Below are 6,274 nucleotides of genomic sequence, written 5' to 3'. Positions count from 1 at the left end.
CCGCGCTCGCGGGGCTGCTGGTGGCGTGCGGCGCGCCCGACCTGGTGGGGGGCGAGGCCGCGCGCGCCGCGCCGGTCGTGCCGCCGGTGAGCCAGGCCCCGCCGTCGCGCGACCCGATGCCGAACGCGCTGCCGGCGGACCCGGCGCAGCCGCCGCGGGTGATGGGACCGAACACGGTGTACTTCGAGTACCAGGTCGAGGAGCCGGTCCGCCCGGTGGACGGCACGCGCGGCCCGCTGTACCCTCCGGAGGCCCGGGCGGCGCGGCGGGAGGGCGAGGTCCTCGTCCAGTTCGTCGTCGACACCGCCGGCCGGGTCGAGTCGTCCACCATCGAGATCCTGCGCGCGGACGCCCCGGACTTCGCCGCGGCCGTGCGCGAGACGCTGCCCGGGATGCGCTTCCACCCCGGCCGGGTGGGGGGCCGGCCCGTGAAGCAGCTGGTCCAGCAGCCGTTCGCCTTCCGCCTCTCGCGCTGACGTCGATGCCCGCACCCCGCGCCGCCACCGCCCTCGCGCTCGCCGCCCTGCTGTCCGCCACGGCCTGCGCGCACGGGCGGGGCGGCGCGCGGCGCCCGGGCTTCGAGATCTCGTCGCTGGAGAGCGTCTACACCCCCGCCGGCCGCTTCACCGGCGCCTGGCGGGTGACGCGCGAGGCGGTGGAGATCCTCGTCGACTCGGCGCGCATCACGGCGCCGTGGCCGGGCGGGACGGCGGGCGCCGAGCCGATGGCGGTCCGCGAGGACGGCCGCCTGGTCGACACGCGCCCGCTGGTCGCCGTCGGCACGCGCGTCACCGCGTTGCTGGTCACCGGCGCCGCGCTCACCCCGGGCCAGCCGCGCCCGTGGACCGCGCACGCCGAGAGCGAGGCGCTCGCGGTGGCCGACACGCTGCGCGTCGGCGACGTCCGCACGCTCACCGGGCTGCGCTTCCGCCTCCCCCGCCCCGCCGGGCTCGCGCTCGACAGCGCGTGGATCGTCTTCCGCCTCGACAGCGGCCCGTCGCGCTCGGGCGGCGCCGCGCAGCAGACCTTCGCGTGCAGCCCGCGCAACCTCGCCGGTGCCGACGACGCCGCGGGGCCGCGGGCGGAGGTGCTGGCGGAGAACTACACGCTGGCCTGCTGAGGCGACCTGCGACCTGCGACCTGCGACCTGCGGCCATCCGCCGTTTGGTCGCAGGTCGCAGGTCGCAGGTGCTTCACCGCCCCGTCCCGTGGATCCGCACCACCGGGTACTCCTTCCCCGGCGCCAGCGCCCCGTCGAGCAGGTTCCACGTCGCCAGCCCGTCGTCGCTCTCGGGCTCCAGCAGCTGCAGGGCGAGCAGCGCGTGCTTCTGCGCCGGGCGGACGAACCACGCGCCGTAGACGGGGGTGCGGCGCTCGCGGCGCCACCGCCCCTCGAGCCGCACCTCGCGGTGCCCCTGGAACGGGCGCGCCGCGCGCACCACCGAGTCGACGGTGAACACCTCGACGTCGAACGGCACGTCGCCCGGCGTGTGGCGCGCCTCGACGCCGTGGCGGCGCAGCAGCGCGAGCACGCTGTCGACGCCCGGCACCGACGGGTCGAGCAGCCACCCGCCGGCCGGGATCCGCGCGGTCCGCGTGGCGACGAAGCGGTCGACCACCGGGATGCGCACGGTGCGGAACCTCCCCGTGCGGCGCATGCCGAGCGGCACCCCGGGCTGCGTGCGCGACGAGTCGCCGGTGCGCACGAGGTCCTCGGCGATCACGTCCCCCGCCGGCGCCCGCTCGTCGAGCGCGGCGCGCAGCACCCCCTCGGCCGGCGGGCGCGGCGCGGCGACGCGGGCGTGCGCGCGCTCGTCGACCAGCTGCGACAGCAGCTCGCGCACGAACGCGTACGTCGCGCGCACGCGCACGTCGAACGGGTCGTGCGAGTACGCCTCGCTGAGGATCGACAGCTTCCCGCGCAGCCCGTAGTAGTTGGTGCCGAAGCGCGGGCGGTGGTCGTAGGTCAGCCACCCCTTCTTCGTCGTGTCGGCGATCCCCTCGTCCTGCGCGAAGTTGCCGTACGGGAAGGTCGGCACGCCCCACCGCTCGCGCACGCGGCGCTGCAGCGCGGGGAGCAGCGTGTCCTGGTTGAACGCGCGCAGCGGCGCCGCCGGGTGCAGCGACGGCGACCAGGTGAGCTGGTAGCCGTGGTAGCTCCCGTTCGTCGTGTGCAGGTCGACGAACGCGTCGGGGTCCCACTGCGCGAACGCGGCCAGCGACGCGCGCGTCTCCGGCGCCTCGGCCTTGATGTAGTCGCGGTTGAGGTCGAGCCCCATCGCGTTGGGGCGCTGCCCGACCTCCTCGGGGCCGTTCTGCGCGCCGCGCTGGCGCGCCTGCGGGCCGACCTTCTCGTTGCCGTCGGCGTTGTAGATCGGCACCGCCAGCAGCACGAGCGAGTCGAGCACGTTCGGCTTGGGGTCGAGCGCGAGGTCGCGCAGCAGCATCTGCAGCGCCTCCTTCCCCTCCACCTCGCCCGCGTGGATGTTCCCCTGCACCCACACGATCGGGCGGCCGAGCGCGCGCGCCTGCGCCGGCGTGGTGACGCGCGGACGCGACGCGACGACCAGCGGGATCTCGCGCCCCTCCGACGACCGGCCGAGCGTCGTGCGGAAGAGGCGCCCGTCCATCGCCGTCAGCGTGTCGAGGAACGCCAGCACGTCGGCGTGGCGCGACGTCTCGCGGTACGCCGAGCGCTCGGCGCGCGTGGCGGGGCGCGGCGCGTGGCGGACCGCCTCGGCGCGCAGGCGGGACGTGTCGGTCGCGGCCGGCCGCGCGCCCGACGCGAGCGCGGCGGCGGCCAGGAGGGGCGGGGCGTGGCGCACGGGTCGGGGGGCGGGGGTCCGGGCGCAAAGCTAACCGCGTGACCGGCGCGCGGGGCCCCGGGTAGTGCAGGCAGGACGACGGCGCGGCCCCCGCGATCGTGCGCTCCGCGGGCCCGCCCCACCCATTCCGAACCACCATGTCCCACGCGATCCTCACGCGCGGCGCCGCCCTGCTCCTGCTGGGCGCCGCCGCCTGCAGCGACGGCCAGGCCGACGCCATCACCGCGCCCAACTTCAGCGCGACGCCCGTCGAGCGCACCGCCGACGGCATCCAGCACCGCGTCACCCTCGACCCGGCGCGCCCGGCGACCGGCGACACCGTCGTCGTCCGCTCGGTGCTCGTCAACCGCGGCGCCGCGCCGGCCCGCGTCGAGCACGTCGTCTGCGGCCTCGACTACGACCGCAACCCCGTCCTCGCCGACCCCTTCATCCACTGCGCCGCGTACAGCGTCACCAGCACGCTGGCGCCCGGCGACTCGATCGTGCAGCAGGACCGCCGCGTGATCGCGGCGCCGGCGGGCACCTACACCGTCCGCGTGCGCCACGTCGTCCCGCCGTCGGACGTCTACGTCGACCTCCCGATCACCGTGTCGGCGCGCCGCTGAGCGGCGCCGCCGCACCGCACGACCGACGGGGCGCCGCGACCACCGCGGCGCCCCGTCGCGTCTGCATCAGCCATCGGTCATCGAGTTCGTCGCGCGGCGGGGGCCCGCGCGCACGTCCGGCCCCGCGTGGCCGACGTCCCGAGCGCGGAGCGCCGAGCGCCGACGATCACTCGGCGCTCCGCGCTCGGCGCTTACGGCGCCGTCCGCCCGCGCCCGAGGGAGCGCGAGGAGGGCGGCTTGCCTGCGCGACCGCGAACTGCGCTACCGCACGATCAGCAGCCCGACCTCGCCGCCGAAGTCGTCGCGCACCGCGTTGAGCCCCGGCGGCACCGTCCACGCCCCGCCGTCGACGCGCAGGTTCACGCGGTGCACGCCCGGGGCGATCGCCACCGCCAGCCGCCACTCGCCCTCGCCCACGCGCTGCAGCTGCGCCGGGAGCCAGTCGGTGAAGTCGGCCATCAGCTCGACGTAGCGCGCGTCGGGGACGCGCACCGTGATCACGCGCAGCCCGCTCGCGTCGTCGGCGACGGTGAACCGCTCGGCGAGCAGCCGGCCGCGCCGCAGCCGATTCAGCTCGTAGGGGAGCGTCAGCTCGGCGCGCACCGCGGGGTCGTTCACCGGCGGGCGCCCCGTCGCCACGCGCAGCGCCACCGACGCGTAGCGCCCGCCCGGGAGCCCCTGCTGCACGTCCGTCGGGAACGCGCCCGCGCCGCCGACGATCGCCAGCCGCCGCGTCACCCACACGGTGGTCCAGCTCTCCAGCCACCGCTTCGCGCCGGGGATGCGGTCGGGGCCAGCGTCGGCGCGCAGCCCCGCCGTCGCCACGAACTCGGCGCTCGGGTGCTGCCACCGCATCGACGCGCCGTAGTCCGTGTAGTCCAGGCGCCCGGCCGGCGGCGTCCCCTGGTAGCCCAGCGCGTCGGGGGCGCCGACCCACGTGGGCGTCGCCGACACGGCGTACACGGTGCGGCCGATCCGGCGCCACGCGCCGGCGTCGAGTTGGTAGAGCGCGTCGGGGAAGAACTGCCCCTGCGCCACGAAGCCGGCCCCCGCCCCGCCCCACACCCCGTAGGTCGGCGTGGCGAAGTGCAGCCGGCCGAGCGCGTTCACGTTGGACGCGGCCGGATTGTCGCGGTAGCGCGTGGCCGACGCGGTGGCGAACGCCTCGGCCCGCAGCCGCCAGAACGCGGGCGACACGATCGAGCCGGCGACCGACCCCTGCAGCGCCGAGCTCCCGGTCTCGAAGCGCGAGTACGCGCCGCGCGCGACGAACATCGTGCGCGCCCCCTCGACCCGCACACTCGGCGTCACCGACACCAGGCTCGCGCGCTCGAACTCGTCGTAGCCGACGCTGGCCGCGCCGACGTCGATGCCGGCGGTCACGCGCGTCCCGAACTGCGCCCCGGCGGCGCGGGCGCCCCCGGCCGTGCCGAGCACGCCGAGCAGCAGCAGGGCCGGCCGGCCGGCCGACGACGCCCTCAGGCCGGCGTGCACGCGGGGCGCGTGGACGGGGAGGAGACCATGGAGGAAAGGTATCCTGCGTGCTCGACCGCGGCGACCGCGCCGCGTGTGGCGCCTACGCAACGGCGGGCGGCGACCCCGTCGCCGCCCGCCGGACCGCCCGCCTCCCCGCCGTCAGGGCTTGGGGCGCGTGCTGGGGGTGCGGGAGGCGGCGCCCGGGAGCCCGCCGTCGCGCTGCGCCGAGACCCCGAGGGTCGTGGCGCGGATCGTCGCCGCCGCCGCCGGCGGCGCGCCGATCCCGATGTCGCGCTCGACGTCGCGGCGGAACGCCACCAGCTGCTCGTCGGCGATCCCGGCGCGCGTCAGGCCGAGCACGGCCCGCGACGCGTCGTTGGCGGGGACGCCGCGCGCCACCAGGTCGGTGAGCACGCCGAGGGCGACCACCAGGGGCTGCCCCGGCCGCTCGCGGCGCAGGATACGCAGCGCGTCCTCCTCGATCCCGCCGCGCAGCGCGACCGCGCCCGCGGTGAGCTCGTCGGCCAGCGACTGCCCGCCGAGCGCCTGGCGCGCGACCGCGAGGTCGGCGGCCATGGTGCGGAGCGCCTTCAGGATCGCCTCGCGCGGGGCGCGCTTGCTCGCCCCCTCGAGCGCCTTGTCGACCAGCGGCTCGGCGGGGAGCCCGGCGGCGTGCGCCGAGTCGACCAGCCGCTCGACGGCCACGCGGCTCGTCGCGTCGAAGCGGCCGTCGGGGCGCGCGCGCAGCCACGACGGCGCGGGGCCGCGCGGCGCGGGCTGCTGGGCGATCGCGTCACCGGGCGCCGCCGCGACGACCAGCGCGGACGCGAGGCCCAGCAGCGTGCGGGAGGCGCCGACGAGGCGGCGCCCGGTGGGGGACGTCATGCGTCGGTCCTCCGGACGGTCACGACCGAGCTCGGACGACCGAAGTCGTCCCCGACCGCCGGCGGGGCGTCCGGATCGGCGATCCAGCGCTGGCCGTCGACGAGGAAGGCGTAGGCGTAGCGGCCGGGGGGGAGGGTGACCTCCGTCGTCCAGACGCCCTGGTGCTTCACGAGCGGGGTGGCGGCGGTGTCCCAGTCGTTGAAGTCGCCGACGATGGTCACCGACTTCGCGCTGGGCGCGACGAACACGAAGCGCGTGGGGACGGCGCCCTGCGGGGCGCGCGCGGCGACCGGCACGATCGCCGGGAACTCGCCGGTGGCGCGCGGGAACTCGCCGGTCTGCCCTTCGTCGCCGGCGCGGCGCCCGGCGTCGCGGCGCAGCCCGAACGAGGCGGCGACGAACGCCAGCCCGGCCGCGGCCAGGGCGCCGATCGGCGAGACGCGGATCGCGCGCGGCCGCACCATCCACCCCCACGCCCGCGCG

At 77.6% G+C, this 6,274-nt stretch carries 7 protein-coding genes; 3 read left to right on the top strand and 4 right to left on the bottom strand.

Going from position 1 to position 6,274, the window contains the following annotated elements; translation table 11 throughout:
• Positions 1–476: energy transducer TonB (locus tag PYV61_RS19305; RefSeq protein WP_275834654.1), on the top strand; the 476-nt coding region annotated here is incomplete at its 5' end.
• A gap of 5 nt (positions 477–481) precedes the next feature.
• Positions 482–1,120 (top strand): hypothetical protein, encoded by a 639-nt coding sequence (locus PYV61_RS19300; protein ID WP_275834653.1) that lies wholly within the window; start codon positions 482–484, stop codon positions 1,118–1,120.
• A gap of 73 nt (positions 1,121–1,193) precedes the next feature.
• Here the strand turns inward: PYV61_RS19300 and PYV61_RS19295 are convergent, their stop codons facing one another.
• A complete protein-coding gene (locus tag PYV61_RS19295; protein WP_275834651.1) occupies positions 1,194–2,825 on the bottom strand; it encodes a M14 family metallopeptidase in 1,632 nt (543 codons plus the stop codon).
• Positions 2,826–2,962: 137 nt separating this feature from the next.
• Between PYV61_RS19295 and PYV61_RS19290 the strand changes: the two genes are divergently transcribed.
• Positions 2,963–3,430, top strand: coding sequence for a hypothetical protein (locus PYV61_RS19290; RefSeq protein WP_275834649.1), 468 nt, complete (start codon positions 2,963–2,965; stop codon positions 3,428–3,430).
• A gap of 261 nt (positions 3,431–3,691) precedes the next feature.
• Here the strand turns inward: PYV61_RS19290 and PYV61_RS19285 are convergent, their stop codons facing one another.
• The 3 genes from PYV61_RS19285 to PYV61_RS19275 all read right to left on the bottom strand — a co-directional run.
• Entirely contained in the window at positions 3,692–4,924 is a 1,233-nt protein-coding gene (locus PYV61_RS19285; RefSeq protein WP_275834647.1) for a glycogen-binding domain-containing protein, read from the bottom strand.
• 141 nt (positions 4,925–5,065) lie between these two features.
• Positions 5,066–5,791, bottom strand: coding sequence for a hypothetical protein (locus tag PYV61_RS19280; RefSeq protein WP_275834645.1), 726 nt, complete (start codon positions 5,789–5,791; stop codon positions 5,066–5,068).
• Positions 5,788–6,274: isoamylase early set domain-containing protein (locus PYV61_RS19275; protein WP_275834643.1), on the bottom strand; the 487-nt coding region annotated here is incomplete at its 5' end. The genes PYV61_RS19280 and PYV61_RS19275, both read right to left, overlap by 4 nt.

This window comes from Roseisolibacter sp. H3M3-2, from assembly GCF_029211165.1.
Lineage (GTDB): Bacteria > Gemmatimonadota > Gemmatimonadetes > Gemmatimonadales > Gemmatimonadaceae > Roseisolibacter.
Note: the sequence above shows the minus strand (reverse complement) of the source record. Positions and strands in the feature narration are given on the sequence as shown.

Excerpts from the sequence above, each read along its gene's own strand:
- PYV61_RS19300 (WP_275834653.1), top strand. The coding sequence starts at position 482 with ATGCCCGCACCCCGCGCCGCCACCGCCCTCGCGCTCGCCGCCCTGCTG.
- PYV61_RS19290 (WP_275834649.1), top strand. The coding sequence starts at position 2,963 with ATGTCCCACGCGATCCTCACGCGCGGCGCCGCCCTGCTCCTGCTGGGC.
- PYV61_RS19280 (WP_275834645.1), bottom strand. The coding sequence starts at position 5,791 with ATGACGTCCCCCACCGGGCGCCGCCTCGTCGGCGCCTCCCGCACGCTG.